This window comes from Ureibacillus galli (assembly GCF_014836845.1).
In the GTDB taxonomy this organism is placed as follows: Bacteria; Bacillota; Bacilli; order Bacillales_A; family Planococcaceae; genus Ureibacillus; species Ureibacillus galli.
Genome location: NZ_JACSQA010000017.1, coordinates 26,042 through 48,562, shown reverse-complemented (window position 1 = coordinate 48,562; position 22,521 = coordinate 26,042). Strand labels below are relative to the sequence as shown.

21 protein-coding genes are annotated in these 22,521 nt (G+C 34.6%); 6 read left to right on the top strand and 15 right to left on the bottom strand.

The window, feature by feature from the left end; all coding sequences use genetic code 11:
• The first annotated feature begins 140 nt into the window (after window positions 1–140).
• Window positions 141–1,637, top strand: a complete 1,497-nt coding sequence (locus tag H9636_RS11785; protein ID WP_191707780.1) for a catalase — start codon at window positions 141–143, stop codon at window positions 1,635–1,637.
• Window positions 1,638–1,748: 111 nt separating this feature from the next.
• Here the strand turns inward: H9636_RS11785 and H9636_RS11780 are convergent, their stop codons facing one another.
• Window positions 1,749–2,678 (bottom strand): AEC family transporter, encoded by a 930-nt coding sequence (locus H9636_RS11780; RefSeq protein ID WP_191707779.1) that lies wholly within the window; start codon window positions 2,676–2,678, stop codon window positions 1,749–1,751.
• A gap of 512 nt (window positions 2,679–3,190) precedes the next feature.
• Here H9636_RS11780 and H9636_RS11775 point away from each other — a divergent pair.
• Window positions 3,191–4,648 carry a hypothetical protein gene (locus H9636_RS11775; RefSeq protein ID WP_191707778.1) on the top strand — a complete coding sequence of 486 codons (1,458 nt, stop codon included), beginning with the start codon at window positions 3,191–3,193 and terminating at the stop codon, window positions 4,646–4,648.
• On the opposite strand, the gene H9636_RS11770 is transcribed toward H9636_RS11775, so the two are convergent.
• The 5 genes from H9636_RS11770 to H9636_RS11750 all read right to left on the bottom strand — a co-directional run bounded on the left by H9636_RS11770 (window position 4,638) and on the right by H9636_RS11750 (window position 9,906).
• A complete protein-coding gene (locus H9636_RS11770; RefSeq protein WP_191707777.1) occupies window positions 4,638–5,207 on the bottom strand; it encodes a hypothetical protein in 570 nt (189 codons plus the stop codon). The two genes, H9636_RS11775 and H9636_RS11770, sit on opposite strands and share 11 nt — an antisense overlap.
• Before the next feature lie 215 nt (window positions 5,208–5,422).
• Window positions 5,423–6,607 carry a CaiB/BaiF CoA transferase family protein gene (locus tag H9636_RS11765; protein ID WP_191707776.1) on the bottom strand — a complete coding sequence of 395 codons (1,185 nt, stop codon included), beginning with the start codon at window positions 6,605–6,607 and terminating at the stop codon, window positions 5,423–5,425.
• Window positions 6,608–6,880: 273 nt separating this feature from the next.
• Window positions 6,881–7,180: a DUF6509 family protein gene (locus H9636_RS11760; RefSeq protein ID WP_191707775.1), complete on the bottom strand. Its 300-nt coding sequence runs from the start codon at window positions 7,178–7,180 to the stop codon at window positions 6,881–6,883.
• Between the two features lie 88 nt (window positions 7,181–7,268).
• Window positions 7,269–8,915, bottom strand: a complete 1,647-nt coding sequence (locus tag H9636_RS11755; protein ID WP_191707774.1) for a methyl-accepting chemotaxis protein — start codon at window positions 8,913–8,915, stop codon at window positions 7,269–7,271.
• A 13-nt stretch (window positions 8,916–8,928) separates the two neighbouring features.
• On the bottom strand, window positions 8,929–9,906 hold the full coding sequence (locus tag H9636_RS11750; protein WP_191707773.1) for a BMP family lipoprotein: 978 nt from the start codon (window positions 9,904–9,906) through the stop codon (window positions 8,929–8,931).
• Between the two features lie 223 nt (window positions 9,907–10,129).
• On the opposite strand from H9636_RS11750, the gene H9636_RS11745 reads away from it, so the two are divergent.
• Window positions 10,130–11,311, top strand: coding sequence for an alanyl-tRNA editing protein (locus H9636_RS11745; RefSeq protein ID WP_191707772.1), 1,182 nt, complete (start codon window positions 10,130–10,132; stop codon window positions 11,309–11,311).
• A gap of 39 nt (window positions 11,312–11,350) precedes the next feature.
• Here H9636_RS11745 and H9636_RS11740 read toward each other — a convergent pair whose 3' ends face one another.
• The 8 genes from H9636_RS11740 to H9636_RS11705 form a co-directional block, all read right to left on the bottom strand.
• On the bottom strand, window positions 11,351–12,169 hold the full coding sequence (locus H9636_RS11740) for a metallophosphoesterase (protein ID WP_191707771.1): 819 nt from the start codon (window positions 12,167–12,169) through the stop codon (window positions 11,351–11,353).
• A 363-nt stretch (window positions 12,170–12,532) separates the two neighbouring features.
• Window positions 12,533–12,934 (bottom strand): Na+/H+ antiporter subunit G, encoded by a 402-nt coding sequence (locus tag H9636_RS11735; protein WP_191707770.1) that lies wholly within the window; start codon window positions 12,932–12,934, stop codon window positions 12,533–12,535.
• Complete coding sequence (locus tag H9636_RS11730; protein ID WP_191707769.1) at window positions 12,912–13,196, bottom strand: Na(+)/H(+) antiporter subunit F1; 285 nt, start codon at window positions 13,194–13,196, stop codon at window positions 12,912–12,914. Before H9636_RS11730 ends, H9636_RS11735 begins: the two co-directional genes overlap by 23 nt.
• Window positions 13,197–13,679, bottom strand: coding sequence for a Na+/H+ antiporter subunit E (locus tag H9636_RS11725; RefSeq protein ID WP_122972701.1), 483 nt, complete (start codon window positions 13,677–13,679; stop codon window positions 13,197–13,199).
• Window positions 13,680–13,684: 5 nt separating this feature from the next.
• On the bottom strand, window positions 13,685–15,163 hold the full coding sequence (locus H9636_RS11720; protein ID WP_191707768.1) for a Na+/H+ antiporter subunit D: 1,479 nt from the start codon (window positions 15,161–15,163) through the stop codon (window positions 13,685–13,687).
• Entirely contained in the window at window positions 15,156–15,494 is a 339-nt protein-coding gene (locus H9636_RS11715) for a Na(+)/H(+) antiporter subunit C (protein WP_122972699.1), read from the bottom strand. The genes H9636_RS11720 and H9636_RS11715 overlap by 8 nt, the downstream gene beginning before the upstream one ends.
• A 1-nt stretch (window position 15,495) precedes the next feature.
• Window positions 15,496–15,918, bottom strand: a complete 423-nt coding sequence (locus H9636_RS11710) for a Na(+)/H(+) antiporter subunit B (protein ID WP_191707767.1) — start codon at window positions 15,916–15,918, stop codon at window positions 15,496–15,498.
• Window positions 15,908–18,316 carry a Na+/H+ antiporter subunit A gene (locus tag H9636_RS11705; protein ID WP_191707766.1) on the bottom strand — a complete coding sequence of 803 codons (2,409 nt, stop codon included), beginning with the start codon at window positions 18,314–18,316 and terminating at the stop codon, window positions 15,908–15,910. The genes H9636_RS11710 and H9636_RS11705 overlap by 11 nt, the downstream gene beginning before the upstream one ends.
• A gap of 326 nt (window positions 18,317–18,642) precedes the next feature.
• On the opposite strand from H9636_RS11705, the gene H9636_RS11700 reads away from it, so the two are divergent.
• Window positions 18,643–19,323, top strand: coding sequence for a universal stress protein (locus H9636_RS11700; protein WP_191707765.1), 681 nt, complete (start codon window positions 18,643–18,645; stop codon window positions 19,321–19,323).
• A gap of 134 nt (window positions 19,324–19,457) precedes the next feature.
• Window positions 19,458–20,177, top strand: a complete 720-nt coding sequence (locus H9636_RS11695; protein ID WP_191707764.1) for a DUF421 domain-containing protein — start codon at window positions 19,458–19,460, stop codon at window positions 20,175–20,177.
• 87 nt (window positions 20,178–20,264) lie between these two features.
• On the opposite strand, the gene H9636_RS11690 is transcribed toward H9636_RS11695, so the two are convergent.
• Complete coding sequence (locus tag H9636_RS11690) at window positions 20,265–21,209, bottom strand: carbohydrate kinase family protein (RefSeq protein WP_191707763.1); 945 nt, start codon at window positions 21,207–21,209, stop codon at window positions 20,265–20,267.
• A gap of 340 nt (window positions 21,210–21,549) precedes the next feature.
• On the opposite strand from H9636_RS11690, the gene H9636_RS11685 reads away from it, so the two are divergent.
• Complete coding sequence (locus tag H9636_RS11685; RefSeq protein ID WP_191707762.1) at window positions 21,550–22,443, top strand: EamA family transporter; 894 nt, start codon at window positions 21,550–21,552, stop codon at window positions 22,441–22,443.
• Window positions 22,444–22,521 lie beyond the last annotated feature (78 nt).

Genomic DNA, 22,521 nt, shown 5'->3' with positions numbered 1-22,521 from the left:
TTTCCTCGGCTACAATTCGTTTGAATTATTCGTTAAATAGATAAATTTCTTAAAAAGAATTATTATAATTTAGTAGCAATTATGATTTAGTTTTGGTATAGTTACAATTGTAAAAGTTATAAAATTCAGGAGGTATATACATGACAATTAAAAACGATCAACGTTTAACTACTACTACTGGTGCTCCAGTTGTAAGTAATGACGATGTATTAACAGCAGGTCGTCGTGGCCCAATTCTTTTACAAGATGTTTTTCTAATTGAAAAATTAGCTAACTTTAACCGTGAAGTTATTCCAGAACGTCGTATGCACGCAAAAGGTTCAGGTGCATTTGGTACTTTCACTGTAACTCATGACATTACAAAATATACAAAAGCAAAAATCTTCTCTGAAATTGGTAAGAAAACAGAAATGTTCGCTCGTTTCTCTACAGTAGCTGGTGAACGCGGTGCAGCAGATGCAGAACGCGATATTCGTGGTTTCGCTCTTAAATTCTACACTGAAGAAGGTAACTGGGATTTAGTTGGTAACAACACACCTGTATTCTTCTTCCGCGATCCATTACACTTCCCGGATTTAAACCACGTTGTTAAACGTGATCCAAAAACTAACATGCACAACGCTAATAGTAACTGGGATTTCTGGACTAGCCTACCAGAAGCTTTACACCAAGTAACAATCGTAATGTCTGACCGTGGAATTCCAGATGGTTACCGTCATATGCACGGATTCGGTTCTCACACATACTCAATGATCAACGAAGCTGGTGAGCGCGTATATGTGAAATTCCACTTCCGTACAGAACAAGGTATTAAAAACTTAACTGATGAAGAAGCAGCAAAAGTAATCGGTCAAGACCGTGAATCTGCTCAACGCGACCTATTCGAATCTATCGAAAAAGGCGATTTCCCTAAATGGAAAATGTATATCCAAGTGATGACAGAAGAACAAGCTCGTAATCACAAAGATAATCCATTCGATTTAACAAAAGTATGGTATAAATCAGAATATCCATTAATTCCTGTTGGTGAATTCGAATTAAACCGTAACCCAGAAAACTATTTTGCTGATGTAGAGCAAGCTGCATTCGCTCCATCTAACGTAGTTCCTGGTATTTCATTCTCACCTGACCGTATGTTACAAGCTCGTCTATTCGCTTATGCAGACGCAACTCGTTACCGTTTAGGTGTAAACCATTATCAAATTCCAGTAAACAAACCACGTTGCCCATTCATCGCTTCACACCGCGACGGTGCAATGCGTGTTGATGGTAATAACGGTAGTGCTATTTCTTACTACCCTAACAGCTATGGTGCATTACAAGCTCAACCACAATACAAAGATCCAGCTTTAGCTTTAGATGGTGCAGCTGATATTTATGATTTCCGTGAAGATGATAACAACTACTTCGAACAACCAGGTAAATTATTCAACTTAATGACAGCAGAAGAGCAACAACGTTTATTCGAAAACACTGCTGCTAACCTACAAGGTGTTGAAGAATTCATTCAACGTCGCCACATCTTACACTGCTACTTAGCTGATCCAGCTTACGGTGAAGGTGTTGCAAAAGCTCTTGGTCTAACTTTAGACGGTATGGACCTTTCAAATCCATATTTAACTAAAGTAGGTCAATAATTGTCCGTATAGGTAACTTTAAGTTTCCTATTCAGACCCACTTTTTCATTGATATCCAATCCAACCAAAAAAGCTTCGTAATTCGATATATCGAATTACGAAGCTTTTATTTTATCCAAATAACATTGTAGATAGATAAATGACAAAAGTTACTGTTAAACAACTGACGATTGTAGAAAATAAAACGGTTTGCGCAGCTGTATTGGACTCAATATCGTATTCAAGGGCGAGACTCGAGCTATTCCGAGACGTTGGAAAGGAACTTGCTATTAACAGAGATTGGGCTACTACCCCATCAATTTTTAAAAGATAAATAATTAGCAATGCCACCGCTGGGCCAATTATTAATCTCGTAAAACAGCTAATTAATATTGATTTACGGAAAATGGTTTTCACTTCGATTTGTGATAACTGGGCTCCGAGGGTAATAAGAGCTAAGGCAACAAAGCCTTCTGCTATATGGTCAAGGGGTATGCGAATAGATTGGGGAATTTCAATATTCAATACATTTAAAAGAACACCAATCACAAGGGCATGGACAATCGGCATTTTAAGAAAATCTTTTACGATTGCAGCACCCGATTTCGTTGTAGAAATTAAATTGTATAATCCATATGTATAGGTAGCCATATTTTGAAAAATAACGAGGATCACTTGTATAGCAACCCCGATTGGTTGTGTCGCAAACACCATTTGCGCAACAGGAATACCGTAATTACCAGAATTAATTAAGACGACACTATTTTTAAAAACAGCAGATTCCATTCGATTTAACTTCAATACCTTTGCTATAAAATGACCTAACAGCATTTGACTACCAATGAAAAGACAAATAAATAATGCTACATGTCCTAGTACCGACATTTGAATAAAAGTTTCATAGATATTAAGAAAAACCGCTATAGGCATAAAACAATAGGTAATTAATTGGGACATCGCTTTTAAATTAAAGTTAAATTTCTTCTGTAATCCTACCCCTACTGCTAACAATAAAAGAATAGGAGCTACAATTTGGAAGAATATCATAGATAAATAATTCATTGATCTTCAAATCCTCTCGATTTACTCTTTTCTAACTTGATGTAGAAATTTACTCGTTCGTTCTACTTTTCCATAACAGAAAATGTTAATTTTATTCTACAACTTTCTTTACAAATATTGTAGATAAAAAGACGAATCAATTGCCACGATTCATTTTGCTTGTTACCATCAAAGTAAATATTTGAAATAAAAGGGGTCCATAAATGAAAGAACGTAAAAATAAAAGACACTTTTACATCTGTCTTTTTATCTCGGTACTCTTCACCATTAATTTGATTAGAACGTATTCAGCTACAGGCGAATTACCAGTGGGAAACGCGATTTTTACTGTGTCATTTACATTGCAACAATATTATCAGCTATGACATTAATGAACAGCTCTAAAAAGTAAGGTAATTGCCTTAAACGACCCTACCCCCTTGAAGTTTTTAGATACTTTAGATTTTTTCAATAACGATATATAAATATTTGATATATTTTAGTTAAGATTTTTCATTGGAAGGAAGATAAGTATGCTAAAAATTGATGAGCAACTCCTCAATGAATCAAAGGGGTTAATAGGACAACCTCTTGAAGACGCTATTTTTAACTTTCAGTCAAAAGAAATCGATGTCGACATTTTCGGTGCTATACTCCCTACAGAACCTCTATTAGTCAACTTTGAAAAAGCTAAAGATCTTGTCGTATCCATAGCTCAAAAACATTGGGGAGAAGTTGATTTATTTTTACATGCAACTTTACAAAAAACATCACTTGATCTTGAAAATGCAAATCAGCGGCTAATCTCCTACTTCTCTTCACCACAAGGAACAAAAGCCCTTTTTGATTATTTGTTAGTACATAATACAATGGAATTTGAAAACCTCATTAGTCTAGTATTCGGAAAAGAGGTTAAACTTTCAAAGTCCGTAGGTGGATTAAGACAAATTCATTTATATAAAATTGGAAAAAAGTATTTTTTACATATTATATACAATGACCGTTCCCCATTTTGGAATATGTTGTTTGCGAAAAAAATTTATTCGATCTTTATGCAAACGCCAGTAGAAGACATTCAAAATGCGACTCAATTATTGAAGCAATTCAAGTCTTTGCTGGAACAATTTCACACTTTAAATCAATCGGTAATTATTATAAATCAACTAATATCCTATATTGATAATGAAAATATTCGTTCCTACCAATTAAAAGAGTTTCATTTGTTTAATTTGATCGTTCATTATAACGGAGGAAAAAGACATTTTCGTAAATTAAATACAATGATTGAAGAGATTATTATTAATTGGGGAAAAGGAAAATGGGCTTTATCTGAAAAGGAGTATACGCTTCTAATCTATATACAAGCGATTACCGCTTACAAACAAAGTCATGTAGAAAAAGTAATTGAATATGGGAAATATTTAATTACAAAAGACCGGTTAATTAACCATGCTATTGAATTATTATTGGAATATAGTGATGTATTGCCCAGCTTAAAGCCTGAGCCATCAACACTTGTAAAACGATATGACAAAAACTATTTGGAACATATCTTTTTTATATTAATTGATGCCCTTGTTCAAAATAAACAATTTAATGAAGTAGTCCAATTAATTCAACAGCATGAAATTGCATCTTGTACAAGCATTTATGAGTATTTCAATATACCTGAAATGAAACAAGAATCATTATTTAAAATTGAAGCAACTGTTCAAAGGGATCTTGCCTACATTGTCCATAACTCCCCTCAATATGTATGGCATTCGATTGAAGTTTGGTTACAACATTACCAAAATAAGGAAGGTCCATATTATGAGATTTCGGAGATGACGTCTAGACATTTATGCAATTTATTAAAGGCACTTTTTGCAACAGAACAATACGAGCTTTTTGAGAAGTTAATGGAAATTTATAATAAATATTTGAAAATCATTCCCCATTTTGATGACTTAAGAGACTTTGTCTCTCAATATGTACAAATTAAGCAATAAAATAAGGAAACGAGATTTGTTTTGAGTTTCTTTCGTTATCACAAATATAATTTTTAATTTTTCCTTCATAAACTAATGATAAATATGGAAAGTCCATAAAATCATTCGGCTTTATAAAGAACGGACATCGACCACATAGGGAAAGCCCTACTTGTTCAAACAACGTTGCAATAAACTGGGAACAAAAAAAGGCGTTTTCCCTTTTTAATTTTAATCGACAAACGACTCCAAACAATCCGATAAAATTATATTTATAGGCATCCTTAAACTGTTTATAGTATTGAATACTATTTTTTAACGTTGTGTATTGTTCATTTGTAACAGTGCAAGCATAAATAGCACAGTTTGCTTCGCCTAATAAATTAGACGAAGGATTTTCATGAACAAATCCCCCTATAAACGGATTATTTTCTCTTTTCCTTCCAAAGCTATACATTTCTTGTAGCTCCGAATCGAATGAGATAGAAACATGAGTAAAATTATGCTGTGTATATAAATGAATAGCCCTTGATAAAAGAGTTTTCGTTTCGGTCAAAACAATATAAACTACTTTATCCATTGTGCGTACCTCCTAAAAGCCAAAAACCATGTTCTAGTATTATTTATACTAGTAAATAATTATGAAGAATTCTTACTGAAAATTATTAAGAATTCCTTAAATCTATAGACCTACTTATATGGAAATACGTTTCTAATTTGGAAAGGTTTCAAAAAAAGAGTCATCTCTTAAAAAATGAGACAACTCTTTTCATAAATCCGCCATTTAATGATGAATTATTCCAGAACTCCCTTTTCTTTAAAACGTTGAATCTGTTCTTTTGAATATCCAAGTTGTACTAAAATTTCTTCAGTATGTTCCCCAAGTTTTGTCCCTACAAATTGATACGTTGGTTCAACTTCACTAAATTTAATCGCCGTACCAATCTGCTTTTGCATTTTCCCGTCCTTTTCCGGAACTTCAACAATCATATTACGAGCTTGAATTTGTGGATGATAACATGCCTCTTCGAAGTTTAAAACAGGTTCTACACAACCCTCAAACTCTTCACTAAATACTTCTAACCATTCATTAAATGTTTTGGTTAAAAAGGCATCTTTCACCGCTTCTTTAAACCGTTTTTGTGTATAGGAGGAATCATTGAAAGTACTTTGAATTAATTCTGGAATTTCTAGCGCTTCACAAAGTAACTTTCTAAATTGTGGTTCTAAGCTGCCCACTGAAAAATAACGGCCATCCTTTGTTTGATAATAATCATAGAATGTGCCTCCATTTAGTATTTCTTCCTCCGGTTTTGGTAAATGCCCACTTGCTAAAAAAGAAGTACCGTATAAAGCATTGAAGGTGAATGCTGCATCAGTCATTGAAACATCAACATATTTTCCTTCTCCGGTTTGTTCTCTGTGTAAAGCTGCAGCTAGCACCCCTACCGCTGCATGTAAAGTCCCTCCAGCAATATCCGCAATTTGTATTCCCATAGCTACAGGCTTTTTGCCTTTCAAACGTGAATGATCTAGAACACCTGCTATAGATAAATAATTATTATCATGTCCAGGTCGATGTTTATAAGGTCCCGTTTGGCCATATCCAGTTATCGAACAATAAATGATTTTCGGATTTACTGTTTTAAGTGATTCGTAATCCAAACCTAACCGTTTCATCACACCAGGTCGGAATCCTTCAATAATAATGTCATACTCACGAATTAACGATTTAATAATCTCAACAGCTTCTTCTGTTTTTAAATTTAATGTAAGCGATTTCTTAGAACGATTTAAATGTTGATGTATATACGATTCTTTTTGCTCGTTGTAGGGTGGCATTATTCGCATTAAATCCACCCTTCTTGATGATTCAACGTGAATAATATCCGCCCCAAAATCGGCAAACATCATCGTTGTAAATGACCCTGGTAACATTGGTGAAAAATCGAGAATTTTTAACCCTTTCAAAACTGTCATTTTCCCATCCCCTTTAATTGGAAAATCAGTATTACACAAACGTTCCATCTTTTTTGTTACAACAAATTAAAATCTGTTTTAATACAGATTAAATAAATAATATCAGTATTATAACAGTATTTTTCTTAAAATTATACATTTTCATTAGATTTATTAAAATTATCTGAGAATTATATGGAGCAAAATAGAGGAATATGCTTATCGAAAAGAAAAAGAAAGGTCTTTTAATACCGAAAAAAAAGAGGCACAATGAATTTTGTGCCCCTTTTCTCCTTATTCTACTTCTTCATTTAACAATTGTTCTTTACAGAATTCCAAAATAATAGCTTCCTCATCTTCTTCTAGTGCAAAGTCCAAATAGTCGTTTTTCCCTTTATCTTTGATAAAATAATTTAGTAAATACGTTTCGCCTTCTGACTTTTGTCCAATCAAAACACGAACCTCAATACCTGCTTCAGAATAAAGCTCATCTTCCTCATCTACTTCAACGTCCAGTAAAAATTCAAAACGTCTTCCTTCGATGATATTCGTTGGATCCTTTATTTCTTCCAGTGAGAATTGTGTAATTTCCATAAACGATACTCCCTTACTATTTAAAGCTCCTAAAGCATCATTATACCTGCTTCTTTGGCTAGTTTATTTTATCATACACGTACTCTCATTAAATTGTAAATTTAGACAACTGCTTTTGTAATTCTTCTGCGAGATGAGCTAAAGAAACGGCAGCTCCCGTAATTTCTTCCATCGATGCCAGTTGCTCCTCAGACGTTGCTGCTACAGAAGAGGAATTATCTGAAGTTGCTTTTGACACTTCAGACATTACTTTTGAATGATTGGATACTTTTGAAACACCCTGTTCAATTTCATTTGTTACCACTGTAATATGATTTACTTGCGTTTGAACGTCTTGCACCGCTAATAAAATTTCATCAAAAGTAGTTTGCGTATCAGAGGCAATTTTTAATCCTGTATTGACCCTTTCTTTCACATCATTAATAGAACTAACTGTTTTCTCTGTATCTACATCAATTTGTTTTGCAATTTCTGTAATACTTGATACTAAACTTCTTGTTTGTTCTGCCAACTTTTTCACTTCATCCGCTACAACAGCAAAACCTTTTCCTGCTTCTCCAGCTCTAGCTGCCTCAATCGATGCATTTAAAGAAAGTAAGTTTGTCTGATCAGCTACTTCTGTAATTTTAGACAATACTTGCACAATTTCTTTTGTTTGATTGTTTAACGTAATTAAAGCGCCATCTGTCTCTTCAACAGATTGATTGATTCTCTCCATTTGTAAAACAGTCTCTTTCACATAGTTCGAACCTTGCTTTGTTCTCTCGCCTGTTGAAATGGATAATTGTTGTGCTAAAGTGGCCTTTTGGGAAATTTCCTTCACCGCCACTAAGCTATCTTCCGCTGATTGTGTGGACTCAATGGACATCATTGACTGCTTTTCTGCCCCGCTTGATACTTCTTGAATCGATGCAGAAATTAATTCTGCACCTTTCATCGTTTCATCTGCACTTGCCATCAACTCTTCTGCAGAAGCTGCTACTTGACTAGAACTATCTTGTACATGGGTAAGGAATTCTCTCAAGTTGTTGGTCATTTTCTTAAATGCAGTTTGTAAAAAATCAATCTCATCTTTATTTTTATTGTCCTCTATTTCAATCCCTAAATTGCCACTCGCAATTTCTTCTGCATTATGAATAACTTTGTAAATACGTTTAACTAGTCGATTAACTGCTATGTAGGAACCTACAATCGTTTCAATTAAAAGTAAAGTTAATAAAATAACGGAAATCCAAATAATTTGGTTTATATTTTGTTGTAAATCTTCTTGCATGTTTGTATATTGAGTTGAAATATTTCGTTTCAATTCAATCACATCATTAATTAAACCTTTTGTACGAATCGATTGTCTTTTAATTTCCGCTAAGTTGTTTTCATTTACTGCCTTCGTCGATTCACCTAAAACTTCTTCATATTTACTTTTAATTTTTTCTGAGTATGTTTGTTGCTCTTTATTTAACATAGGTACTAATTCATTAAATATCGTTTGAATCGATTCCAAATCTTGCTTAATATCATTTTTATTACTTTCAGATACATTCAGAGCATATCCACTTAAAGATTTTTGAAGACCTTTAGCAGAACTATTTAACTCCTCAACTGTGATAAGCGAATCCACAACTTCTTCAGTAGAAGACTTCAACGTAATTAACTGACTAATATTAAACCCAATAATACAAGTAGAAAACACTAAAGGAACAATAGCTAATAGTAATATTTTTGGTTTCAACTTCATCTTTATATCGCTCCTACTCTAAAACGGTGATTTTACCGTTTGAAATGTCTTCAATAAATTGATCAATCTTTGTTTGTTCTGAAGGGATAAGTTCAATGGCGCGAATCGGTGCAATAGCCACTCCATTTTCTTTTAGCCCAAGTTGTTTATCCTTTTCTGCAATTTCCCCTGTTTCTACTAACTCTTTTACCGTATCATAAATAGCTACATCTACTTGTTTAACCATTGAAGAAACAACCGATTTTTCGGCCAGATAAAACTGGTCGCTATCGACTCCAAAGGAATATACTCCTTGGCGTTGCGCTTCTAAAATGACGCCTACCCCAGTAAAGCCTGCAGCTGGATAAATGTAATCTGCCCCTGAAGCAATCATTTCTCTCGCTATACTTTCTCCTAATTTATCATCACCAAAGGTACCCGAATATTTTGAGAGAATTTTTGCATCTGGATTTACAGCTTTTACACCTTCAACAAATCCTTTTTCAAATTTTTTAATAAGTTCAGCTTCTTCTCCACCAACAAATCCAACCGTATCACTCTTGGTTTTCATTCCTGCTACTACTCCAATTAAAAATGAACCTTCTTCTTCTTTAAAGGTAATGGAATTAACATTCGGTAGCTCTGATTGGGAGTCAATAATTAAAAAAGAACTATCCGGATATTTCTTTGCAACCTTTTCCAAGTCTTCTTGAATGGAAAAACCAAGTCCAATGATTAAATCGTTTCCTTCTTGAACTAATTGTTCAAGTCCTTTTTCATACGTTTCCGTATCTTTCAATTCACGATAATCAAATGAAATTCCGAGTTCATCTCGAGCCTTTTCAAGCCCCATAAAGCCCATATCTGAAAAGGATTGATCGCCTAGCCCTGCATCAGATAACATAATTCCAACCTTTATTTGTTCATTTTTAGTGCTTTTCTCATCGTTCGAACATGCAGTTAGCACTAGACAACAAATGATAAAAGATACCAAAAAGATAATTCTTTTCATTTTCAACACCCCTACTTTTGTACCTTATTTAATTATTATTTTTTGGCTAAATACGTATAAATTTACTATTTTATGCTCTATTAGTTTACAATACTATACTCACAATGAAAACATTGAAAATGTAAAAATAGTAATAAAAAAGATAAAGTTCGCCATTAAGTGACACTTTCTAATATATATGTAAAAATAGTTTTAACTGGAAACAAAAAAGGAGTTAATAATCATGAAGGAATTATTCTATTATCAAGATTCCATGATGAAGCAGTTCAGAGCTAAAGTTATCCGGACTGGAATCAACGGGGAAAGACCATATGTAGTCCTTTCTAATACAGCTTTCTATCCAACAGGCGGGGGACAACCTCATGATACAGGTTTTATTGAAAACCTTCGGGTCATTGATGTGGAAAAAATAGATGATGAAATCCATCATTATATTGAAGGGAATATTAATTCTCTTAAGGAAGAGGTAGTAGGCGTCTTAGATTGGGAAAGAAGATTCGATCATATGCAGCAACATTGTGGTCAACATATTTTAACCGCTGCCTTTGTAGAACTAATGGATATCCCAACAGTTAGTTTCCATTTAGGAAGTGAGCTTGTAACAATCGATTTAGCAACGGAACAAGTAACCGACGAACAGCTTGCCCTTGTGGAAAAAAGAGCAAATGAAATCATTCTTGAAAATCGCCCGGTTGAAACAAAATGGATTACAAAAGAAGAGATTCCTAATTACCCATTACGTAAAGACGTTTCCGTTGATGAAGATATTCGTTTAGTCATTATCCCCGACTATGATTATAACGGCTGCGGCGGTACTCACCCTACGTCTACAGGGCAAGTAAATGCCATTAAAATTTTGGGAACCGAAAAAATGAAAAAGAATACTCGTGTATCCTTTGTTTGTGGGAATCGTGTGCTAAAACAGCTCGCTATGCGAAAAAATGTTTTATCGGATGTGGCAAGACAATTAAGTGTACCGGAAGAGACGGCCGCAACAGCTCTTAAGAAAGTATTAAATGAGGTAAAAGCGACTGAAAAAGCTTTAGAAGATGCTCAAAATCATTTAATAGAATATGAAGCTAAAGAGCTTGTAGCAAATCGTACAAATAACATCGTTGCTTGCACCTTCGAAAACCGTACTGTTCAAACATTACAAAAGCTTGGCCGCGCTGTAGTAAGTCAACATAGTGAATTAATTTGCCTTTTCGTTGCAAACAACGAAGATAAACTCCAATTTATTGCAGCCCGTGGGGTTAACGTGAAAAAAAGTATGAAAGAAATTTCCACTGCCATTTTACCCTTAATCAATGGTAAAGGTGGTGGGAATGACACCTTTGTTCAAGGCGGTGGAGAAAAAAGTATTTCCGCCCAAGATTTACTGGAAGAAATGAAAAAAAACATATAACGGAAATGGCGAGCATATACGGCTCGCCATTATTACTGTTTATGATTTCGATTTAAGATCAACGATAACTATTTCAGGTAAATTGAAAATACGGAATGGAAAACCACTATTTCCTAACCCACGACTGACATTCATAACAGTTTCATCGGCTTCATAGGTTCCCGCTGTATATTTTGGGAAGAAACCTTGGCCAGGTGCAGCCAGTCCACCAATACCCGGTATCCGTACTTGACCTCCATGGGCGTGGCCAGAGAAAACAAGATCAATATTATTTTCAACATAAGTAGTAAATTGTTCAGGACGATGGGCTAATAAAATCGTTAGATTCTCTCGATTTACAGACGACAATGCTTGGTTCAACATACTTTGTGTATCATATCCGTTTAACGGATCTTCAATTCCTGCAACAGTAATGCTTTGCCCTTCTCTTTTAAGAGTTACAGACGTATTAGGCATAACATGAACTCCTAGCGCATTTAAAGCCTCATAAATTTCATTTACTTTGTTCGTAGCTACTTCATGATTTCCAATAACATAATAAACTTCGGCAATCTTTACGAACTGACGGACAGCATCTAAACTTTGCTCTAAATCATAACGATTGCTATCAATGACATCACCTGTAATGAAAATGACATCTGGATCTGTATTTTGTACTTCCTTTACTAAATTGTGCTGGTTATCACCAAAGACGGCATCGTGTAAATCCGATACTTGGGTAATACGAAAACCATCAAAGTTTTCAGGAACTTTTTCCGATTCATAAACATGTTCAGTTGTCACAATCCAATGGTTATTTATATATAAAAATAAATAGATTCCGATAATAAATAAAAATAATTTTAAAATTCTTTTCAAAACATTTCGCTCGATTCGTTAATAAGTTGATGGGTAAATGATTAAATCACCTTCATCAATAATATTAACATGGTTTGGCACATTCAAGTAGAGAATCGTTAAACTAATAAACAGATATATTTTCCTCTATATAAAAATACTAGTAAGTTAGGAGTTTTCCTCCACTGTATTTCTTACTAATAATTATCCACAATGATTAATAAAGCTATCCACTTATTACAGTTTCTCCACAGCTTTATCCTCAGTTACACCATTTGTCCACACATTATTTTTCGTTTCCAATCGAAAATGAAAAAAGTTATTCACAAATTAAAAAAACCATTCACTTTTATAAAAAGCGAATGGTAACGTTATGTGGATAACTTATTTTTCAGTACCTTCTTCCAAATCAACAGAGGAACCTACTACACCTTCTCCACCAAATAGAACTGGCTTTAATTCATCTTCTCCTGAACCTTCAGCTAACGGTACATTGGCACGATATGCTGCACGGCAAATTAAATGTCCCGCAACTGGAGATGTAATAAAGACGAAAATAATCCCTAAAATTAACCGAATACTTACATAGCCATCCACTACCCAAAAGTAAATAAACGCTCCTAATAAACAAGCTAAAACGGCAAATGTGGAACTTTTTGATGCAGCGTGCGACCTTGTATAAACATCCGGTAATTTAATTAATCCTAATGCGCTAATAACGCTTACGATTGAGCCAAATAATATAAGTAAAACCGCAACCCACTCAAGAATCTCCTTTACGCTCAACAATGACACCCCTTTCGATATATTTCGAAAAGGCAATTGTCCCGATAAACGCTAAAATTCCTAAAATTAAAATGGCCTCTAAAAATGCGGTCGTACTTAGAATAATCGAAACAATTGCTATGGAAGAAATCAAATTCACTCCAATTGTATCTAAAGCGATGGCACGGTCTGGCATTGTAGGCCCTACAATTACACGATAAAGTACTAATGCTATGGCCACCATAAATAGTATTAACGCTAGTAAGAGTATTGTTTCTTTCATCTACCGCGTCACCTCCATAATTGCTTTTTCAAACTTGCCAATCGATCGAATAACCGACTCCTTAGATTCTTCTATATCCATCGCATGAATATAAAACACATCTCCACTTTCTGAAACTTCCATTACGACAGATCCAGGTGTAAGCGTTAGAAGAAGGGCTAACGTTGTCACTTCCCATTCTCCTTTTAAATTTGTTTTGTACGTAAAAATACCCGGCTTGATTTGTAATTTCGGAAATAATATTTGTCTCATCACTGAAAAGCTGGATATGATTAATTCTTTAATAAAGAGCAATATTAAATAAAGTACTTTAAATAATTTTCTTAAGTAAAATTGGGTACCAAAGAATCTATGCATCACATACAAAATACCGATCCCAACAATAAATCCAGTAAAGAAGGTCGTTAATTGAGGGGTTGGTTCATCGACTAATAACAGCCATAGTAGTGCTATGAATAAATTGAGTAAAAACTGCCCGAACATTTACCTCACCCCTTTAAAATAGCATCAATATAAATTGAAGGATTCATTAATGTTTCCGCTGCATCCTTTACATAAACCGCCAATGATTCGGCTCCCATACCGACAAAGACAATCGATATAGTAAACAAAATAAAAGACCAATAGGCGCCTTTAGGAATTGGCTTACTATCTTCCAAACTAATAGTAGTTTCACCAAAAAAGGATGCTAGGAATATCCGCAGTAATGAATATAAAACGATAATACTCGAGGCAAAACCAAGGGCAAGTAAAATGTAAGAACCTGCTTCAATTGCACCTTGTCCGATTAACACTTTTCCAACGAATCCACTTAACGGAGGTATACCTGCTAGTGCAAGCATAACTATAAAGAAAATCCACCCAAAAATAGGATAGTTTTTAATAAGCCCACTCATTTTCTTTACAACAGATTCTCCTGTTATATAAAACATCATTCCGACTAATAGGAATAATAAAGCTTTCGCTAACATGTCGTGTATCAAATAATAAATAGCTCCTGTCATAGCAGTTTCTGTTCCTACAGCTAAACCTATTAAGATGAAACCAACACCAATAATGACGTTATATGTTGCTATCGTATATATATCACGCCCTGATAATGCCCCCATACAGCCTGCTATGATCGTCACGCCCGCCATAATTCCAATAATGGTATGAGTTACATCCTGTTGAAGTGGGAACATCAGAGTAAACGTACGAATAAGAGCATATATACCAACCTTCGTTAGGAGAGCTGCAAATAAAGCCTGCACTACGGTCGGTGGCACACTGTAGGAACCTGGCAACCAAAAGAACAATAGTAATCCTGCCTTTAAACTAAAGACAATTAAAAAGAGAATAGATACTGTTGTAAGTAACGGGTCCTGTCCTGCCTCTGCAACACGTACTGCAATATGAGCCATATTTAACGTTTTTACTGTTCCATATAAAAAGGCAAGAGCCACAAGAAACATCCATGAGGCAACAACATTGATTAATACATATTTTAAAGACTCCCTTAACTGTCTCTTTTCCCCACCAAGGGCAATCAAGACATAAGAGGCAAGTAACATTACTTCAAAACAAACAAATAAGTTAAAAATGTCACCTGTCAAAAAGGAGCCATTTACCCCTGCAATTAAAAATAAAACAAAGGGATAAAAAAACATTTTTTCGTGGCGATTTCCGATTGTTGAAAACGCATAAAGTAGACAAATCGTCGTCACAACACTAGCTGTTAAAACGAGGATCATGGCAAAGGAATCTGCAACAAAAAGAATGCCGAATGGTGGTAACCATCCACTGAAATCTAATCGTAATATTCCTTCTGTTTGAACAATGTTTAATAAAATGAACGAAAGTACAGTAACAAAAAGCATCGTAATAAAACTAATAATTCTTTGGAGAACAATATGGTCCTTTAAAAATACAAGAACCACTGCTGTAATGATCGGAATTATTAGCGGTAATACAAGTAAATTATTCATCAGGCATTCCTCTCAATTCTTGCAAATCATCCGAACCATTCGTTTTATATGTCCGATAGGCCAAAACAAGTAGAAATGCGGTTGTTGCGAAACTAATGACAATAGCTGTTAATATTAAAGCTTGTGGCAAGGCATCGGTGAAAGGTCCCTCAGATTGACTAAGTAATGGAACATCACCTTTTTTTAAGCCACCCACTGTTAAAATAAGCAAATGAACAGCATGAGATAACAAGGCAGTCCCTAAAATGATTCGAATCATATTTCTTGAGAGGACTAAATAGGTCGCAACAGCAACAAGAATTCCAATTAATATCATCATTAAAGATTCCATTCTACTCATCCTCACTAATACTTAAAATAATCGTAACAAGCGTACCAATAACAGTTAAAGCAACCCCTGCTTCAAAAACTGTCACAGTAGTTAAATGTTTCTCTCCTAATATGGGAAAGGTAAAGTACGTATCCGTTTGAGATAAAAAGGGTGCATCAAAAAAGATAGAACCAATGGCTGATCCAGTTGCTAATAATACTCCTAAACCAGCAACTTTCTTAAAATCGAAGGGCATTTTTTTATGCACGGTTTCCAAATCGTACGTAATATATAGCAGAACAAGTCCTGAACCTAGGACAAGTCCTCCTATAAAGCCTCCCCCTGGAGCATTATGACCAGAAAAGAAGAGATAGACACCTAAGGTTAAAATAATAAAAATAACGCCTTTTACAACCGTTCTTAAAATGACATCATTAATTTTCAATATCTACATCCCCTTTCTTTGCTTTTAGCTTAATGAGTGCGAATACTCCTAAGCCAGCTATAAAGAGAACGACAACTTCCAGCATCGTATCGAAGGCACGGAAATCTCCTAAAATCGTATTAACAATATTTTTGCCCCCAGCAAGGTTATAGGAATCCTCGAAATAGGAGGAAATCGATTTGAACTTATCATAATTCACTACTGTTAAACCGATTAACGTAACCGTAGCTCCTACAAAAACAGAAATTAACCCATTGGATATTTTAACTCGTTTCGTAGATCGCTCTGGTTTCAACTCTGCAAGGAATTTAAAACAAATTAGATACAATGCGGTTGTGACCGATTCAACAACAAGTTGGGTAAGAGCTAAATCTGGCGCTCTAAAAATAACAAAGAAAAAGGCTACGGAGTAACCGAGGACACCGTTTAATAAAACTGTTGTAATGCGAGATTTCGCAAACAAAATTGCTACTGCCGCAAAAATCATGACAAATACTAAAATTAATTCATAGTTTTCAATCACTGCATCGTTAGTGGGATTCCATTCAAAGGCATCAAGGGCAATAAAAGTGCCCGCAACAATTGCGACAAAGCTCACATATATATAGACAAAGTAATGCGTTAAATGTCCACTCATATATCGTTTCGTAATACTTTCTGATATATTTTCACTGGAAGTAATGACTTTCTCGTAAATAGCATTCAGTGTCCATTGTTTCGGGAATAGACGATAAATTTTTGACCAGTATTTTAAGAAACGATATAAAATAATACCTAAAACGACTACTCCTAATGTCATTAATAATTCCGTGTTAATCCTATGCCACGCAGAAATATGGGGTGTCATTTCTTCGGCAGATGGAAATGTCGGATAGACACTTAACATAGCAGGTTTCAAAATATACTCCCCTAATAGATTGGGGAAGAAGAAAATCGTAATAACAAGACCGATTAAAATAAACGGAGGAAGTAACATTCCAAAGGGTGCTTCATGTGGATTTTTCTCTACAATATCTGGCTTCATGCTCCCTAAAAATGTTTTACTTACGATAATGAGGCAATAAACAAAGGTAAAAACACTAGCGACCCATGCTACGATTGGGATTAATAGTCCAATATTGTGTATAGAGAAAATATTTAATTCAGTAATGTTTAAAACTGCAGTAAAGAACATCTCTTTACTTAAAAAACCATTAAATGGTGGTAATCCTGCCATTGAAAAACAACCGATTATGGCAATGGTGAACGTAAAAGGTAAAATGGCCATTAACCCACCTAAACGTCGAATATCCCTTGTTCCGATTTCATGGTCAACAATCCCAACCATCATAAACAAAGCACCTTTAAATGTTGAATGATTAATTAAATGAAAAAGTGCAGCAAATGTTGCTTGAGTATACATAACGGTTTCCGTGGAGTAACCTAAATAGACGGCAACAGATCCTAATCCGAGCAAACTCATAATTAGTCCAAGCTGGCTTACCGTTGAATAGGCTAATATAGCTTTTAAATCTACTTGTCGAACGGCATTAAAGGATCCCCAAAATAAGGTAATTAACCCTACTCCAGTGATAGTCCAAAACCACACCATTTCACCACCAAATATGGGTGTAAAACGCGCCACTAAATAAATTCCCGCTTTAACCATCGTAGCGGAGTGTAGGTAACTACTTACAGGGGTTGGCGCTTCCATCGCATCAGGAAGCCAAATATGGAATGGGAACTGTGCAGACTTTGTAAAAGCACCGAAAAGAACTAATAATAGCGCAGGAATAAACAATACATGACCACTTATAACATCAATATTATTTATAATTTCCCGAATACTAAATGTTCCCGACATAGCATACAACATTAAAAAACCTACAAGCATGGCAACGCCACCGGAAACCGTAATCGTCATTGATTTTCGTGCACCCGCTCTTGAGGCTTTTCGATGATGCCAGAAAGCAATTAATAAAAAGGATGAAACACTTGTTAACTCCCAAAACGCGTATAAAACCATTAAATTATCTGAGAAAACGACACCAAGCATCGCTCCCATAAAAAGCAATAAATAGCAGTAAAAATGATGAAGGGATTCCTTCACTGATAAATAAAAAATGGAATACAAAATGACTAAACTTCCGACACCGGTTATTAATAAACTAAAAATTAAGCTTAAACCGTCTATGTAAGTCGTAAAGTTTAAATTAAACGAGGGGATCCACTCATATGTATGTGAATAAACTTCACCTTTTGCAACACGAGGGATATACGTAGTTAATAAAAGGAATAAACTAACAGGAATTATAAGAACGACCCAACCGATCATGTTTTTCCTCAGTCGCCTATAAAAAATGGGAATAAGTGCTGCCATAATAAACGGAGTTAGTATGATGGCAATATCAATTGTCACAAGCTAATACCTCCTACTTCTTTGTAACATCATGCAAATTTAAAAATTAGAATTAGTATATCTACTTGACTTCCAAAAATACTCACTTATAATAATGTGTCATATAGATAAAGCACGAATTTCCAATTTATACTATTTTGCAAAAATGTTAGTTTTGATAATAATTTGATCAAACAATAATAAACATAACAATACTAAGTATACAGTAAGAATGGCTTAGATGCACTCAATTCGCATTCACTTTAGCTTTTTTATACGGTTTTTCGCTAAAAACTTGCAATTTTAATATTTTGATAATGAACAAATTTTAAGAGGAGCAAACTACGATGAAGCATGTTAAAAGAATGGATGAAAGTATTTTAGTATGTGTCTATTACGGACTAAATGGTGAGCGTCTTATTCGTAGAGGCCATAAACTTGCGACGTTACTCGACTGTCCACTTTATATATTAACAGTTGATACAAAACCCCTTGATGCGTTTGATGCTGAAAAATCTGGTTACATTGAAAGATGGACTGCACTTGCAGAAGAACTAGAAGTAGAAAAATTTATTATTAAAGATAATGAAAAACGTCCTATTCAAAAAATTATTGCTGAAGTTGCAAGGGAAAATAATGTAACACAAATTATCGTTGGGCAAAGTGCCCAAAGTAGATGGGAAGAAATTACAAAGGGATCGTTTTTAAATGTTTTACTAAAAGAAGTACCCTTCGTTGACTTCCATATCGTGGCCGTTAAACGTCCCATCGAAGATGAAGCTTCTGGTACTTTTGAAAAAGGCGTACGCGCTTATGTCATTCAAGACTTTGAAAACTATAAAATTGTTTTTACATGTCCTAAGTTTCCGTCCATTGAAGGTATTTTCTTTAAAGAAATTGGTACAGATTTCGATAACGGGATTTTCAAATTCTCCTTTGAAAATCGAATGCATGAAGTGAAAATAAAAGAAGGATTCGTTAGTAATCCGCACCTTATTCATTCCATTTACGGTATTTCAAATAAGTAAATATTTTAAAACAGCATCCCAATGGTTAGAAATTTGCTAACTATTGCGATGCTGTTTTTTGTTCCTTCTTGAAAAGTCTGCATATAGTTTTTATCTTTCGCTCATCTTAATACTAGAACGAAAGGAGTATTCATATGCATGCTTTTGAACATATTCACTTTTTTGAAATGATTTTACGATCCACTTTGGCTTTTGCCACTATCCTAATTGTTGCAAGAGTTATTGGAAAAAAACAATTAAGTCAATTAACTTTTTTCCATTACATCACCGGGATTACAATTGGATCGATTGCAGCTGAAGTTTCTACACAACATCGAACAGATTTTTGGGACGGGTTTACCTCTTTAATATGGTGGGCACTCCTTACCCTTTTTATTAGTTTTATTTCACTAAAATCCTCTAGAATACGCGTGCTAGTAGATGACAGGCCAACGATTTTAATCCAAAATGGAACAATTATTAAAAGTGGCATGAAAAAGGCACGACTCCACATAGATGAACTTGGTATGCTTTTAAGAGAACAAGGCATTTTCTCCTTTGATGAAGTACACTATGCTGTATTTGAAACAAACGGAGAACTAAGTGTGTTAAAAAAACCGGCAAATAGTACAGCAACTAAACAAGATGTAAAGGCTGACGTTTCTTTACCTCCACATATGCCTACAGAACTTATTTCAGATGGGAAAATAAATAAGAGTAATTTAGATGAATTGAATTTAACGGAGGAATGGCTATTAAATAAATTAAAAAAGAAAAACGTAAAAGATATTAAAAACGTTTATTTTGCCCAATATCTTGAAAATGGTTCACTTTATATTAGCCTGAATAAACAAGCTGAAAAAAAGGAAACATAATACGTTATTTTAAAATATTCATTTCCATAGTTAGATATGATTCCATAAACAGTAAAAGGTCGTCTCTACATTTGAGACGACCCTTTTTTATAACCACTCTTTTATATCATCAAAATGAGGAAGCGCCGTTAGTGCTCCTGGCTTAGTAGCAGCCAACGCTCCTAACTTATTTCCAAATTTTACGCATTTAAATAAATCTTCATTTGTTGTCGGTAAGCCATTAAAGTGAACAAAACGTAATACACCGGCCATAAAGGCGTCTCCAGATCCTGTTGTATCTACTGCGTTTACTTTATCAGTCGGAACATGAATTGTTTCACCATTTAAGACAGCATATGCTCCGTTTGCCCCTACTGTAATTAATACAATGGGTACTAAATATTGGTTTAACTTTGCAATACCCTCATGTAAATCATTCGTTTCGGTTAAAAAGAATAATTCTTCATCTGTTAATTTAAGGATATGGGCATCTTCAAAAAATGAAATAATCGTTTCACGACAAATTTCTTCACTACCCCACCGTAACGGACGAATGTTTGCATCAATGGCAATGATTGCACCTTTTTCTTTTGCCATTTCTACACCTTTTCTTGTCGTTGCAAGAGCTGTTGGATGAAACATTGTACCGGAACAAACATTAAATACTGAAGCTCTTTTGAAAGCCTCTTCATTCAATTGCTCTGGTGTTACTTGTAAATCAGGTGTCTCGTCCACGTAATCTTTGAAAATACGTTCACATTCCGCTGTTAAATGCACGTAAACGCCACTTACTCGCTTCTCCGGTAACATGATTGCGTAATCCAAATTCACGCCTTCTTTATTAAGTTCTGTTTGCACAAATTGCGACGTACGATCATCACCTGTAATGGTAATTAGAGCTGACGGTGCTCCGATTCTACTAATTCCCGCTGCAACATTAACTGTTGCTCCACCTAAATATGTTGTAAACGATTTGTTCGTTATATCATCCGCTATAAAATCAACAAAAGCATCTCCGTAAACTAATACGAAATCTTTATTTGACTCACCCATGAGTAGTTAGACCTCCGAATATTTGCTTTAATAAGGGTATCATAAAATTGACCCACATCGAAACTTTAAAACTATTCAGACAGTGAAAAGGTCATATCTTCCTTCAATAATTTGTTATAATTTTTCCTGTGTATAGACTAAAGTTGGAAATAACAGAGATTTTTTGGAAACCGCTTATAAAGAAGGCCTCTACTCGTCATTAGTGGTAATATAATACAAAACTATCATTTTAGGGGGATATTTTTAATTTTCTTATCAGCTCTTTGGACAATTAAAATAAATCATTCTATCATATGATGAAGAAAAATAAATTGAAACTAGAAATGTAGGTTATTACAACATGAAATTACAACTCTATTATCCATTATCTATCGTCATCGCATCTAGTAGTTATGGCATATTATCTACCATTATTAAAGTGGCAATGGGTTATGGATTCACATCTCCCGAAGCAGTAACAAGCCAGTATTTTATGGGGTTTTTAATCGCTTTACTATTATTTATCATGACACAAAGAAGTATGCCTAAGTTAAACTTCTCAGGGTTTATTACAATTCTTTCAGCTGGTATTTTCACAGCGACGACAGGGATTGTTTATGGACATGCTTTAGAATACATTACGGCATCCCTGGCAGTCGTATTGTTTTTCCAGTTTACTTGGATAGGTCTATTGATTGACTGTTTACTGCATAAAAGATGGCCAAATCGGTTTGAAACAATGTCGTTATTGTTTTTATTTTCAGGTACTATTTTAGCTGCCGGAGTGATGGATACGGATCTTTCTGCAATCCCTTGGCAAGGATGGGCATATGGTCTAATAGCAGCTACTAGTTTTGCGATTTTTATTCAAATTAATTCTAAAAAAGTAGAAGGGATTACAACAGTTACTCGGACCCTCTTTATGTCCATCGTAGCCTTCATTACGATTTGTATCTTTTCAGCACCTGAGGTAATTTGGAGCGGAAAATTATTTAGCACAGAGTTATGGATATTCGGGATTGTTTTAGGTATTTTCGGAATCATTTTACCAATTTTCCTATTTTCCATTGCAGCACCTAAGGTAGGTGGGGCACTTTCATCAATTTTAAGTGCGATGGAATTACCTGTAGCAGTCATTGCGTCCGTTATTGTATTACATGAAACATTATCTATCATACAAATTTCCGGTATTGTATTAGTACTTATTGGAATGATACTACCAACTGTCCTAGCCCAATTAAAAAATACAGCTTAACATTTAATAAGTATAAGTCATTTCTTCTTGACCTCTTGTTAAAAGAGTACCAATTGAAAGGTAATCTTTTAAATAATG